At 44.3% G+C, this 1,208-nt stretch carries 1 protein-coding gene; it reads left to right on the plus strand.

Annotation, left to right across the window (positions count from 1 at the left end):
- Positions 1-42 precede the first annotated feature (42 nt).
- The coding region (locus ACFVU7_RS45130; protein WP_388052564.1) for a condensation domain-containing protein at positions 43-1,208 on the plus strand (1,166 nt) is incomplete at its 3' end.

Below are 1,208 nucleotides of genomic sequence, written 5' to 3' on the forward strand. Positions count from 1 at the left end.
GAATATGGCCCTACGGAGACTACCGTAGGATGCTGTGACTATATCTATTCCAGCGAAAAAGATAAGGGTTTAAGTGTAGGAATCGGGCGTCCCATTGCCAATATGCAGCTCTATATACTGAATGAGATGGAGTTATGTGGTATTGGCATTCCTGGTGAGCTATGCATCGCCGGAGACGGAGTAGCCAAGGGATATCTAAACCAGCCTGAATTAACAGCGCAGAAGTTTATCGACAATCCATATGGCGAAGGGAAGTTATACCGCTCTGGAGATTTGGCGAGATGGCTGCCTAACGGGGAGATCGAATACCTGGGAAGAATAGATGAACAGGTTAAAATCCGAGGATATCGGATCGAGTTGTCCGAGATCGAGAGCGTTCTAAGGAATCAGCCGGGTATATCTGATGTAGCCGTTGTTGCATTGGAAGTAGGCGGTGACAAGAGTATATGTGCCTACCTGATCCCGACAAATCAAGAGCAGCAACTGGATATGTCTGAAATCAAAAATGATTTGAGAGACAAACTGCCTGAGTATATGTTACCTGGCTTTATGATGCAGATTGATGCCTTGCCACTGACTCCAAATGGGAAGCTGGATGCAAAAGCACTGCCAGAACTAAATGCATTAGCAGGACAGGAATATATGCCACCAAGAACTAAAACAGAGAAAGTCATTACGGACATATTTGAAGAAATCTTAGGAATATCTCCAGTCGGCATAGAGGATAGTTTCTTTGAACTGGGAGGACATTCGTTAAAAGCGACGGCAGCCATTAATGCCATCGAGAAGAAGACAGGGATTCGTTTGCCAGTCAAAGATATATTTAGTTTACCAACTCCTGTCATGTTGTCGAGAAAGATTGAGGCCGCGGGAGAAGGCGAATATAGTCCAATACCACAAGCAGAACAGAGAGAAGCTTATCCAGCATCCTCTACACAGAAACGATTGTTTATTCTGGATCAGATGGAAGGCAACAGTACAGCATATAACATGGCGTCAGCGCTAGAAGTAACAGGTAACCTTGATTTAGAAAAAATACAACAAGCCATAGATCGTCTGATTAAGCGTCATGAGTCGTTGCGAACAAGTTTTGTCATGACAGAAGGAGAAACCTTTCAAGTCATTGCAGACGAGGTATTCTACCAAGTGGAATATGAAGAGACCGACAGCTACAGTGACGCTGACATGGAACAATTTGTACGCCCGTT

The sequence above is a fragment of the Kitasatospora sp. NPDC058046 genome, from assembly GCF_042885595.1.
Classification (GTDB): domain Bacteria; phylum Actinomycetota; class Actinomycetes; order Streptomycetales; family Streptomycetaceae; genus Kitasatospora.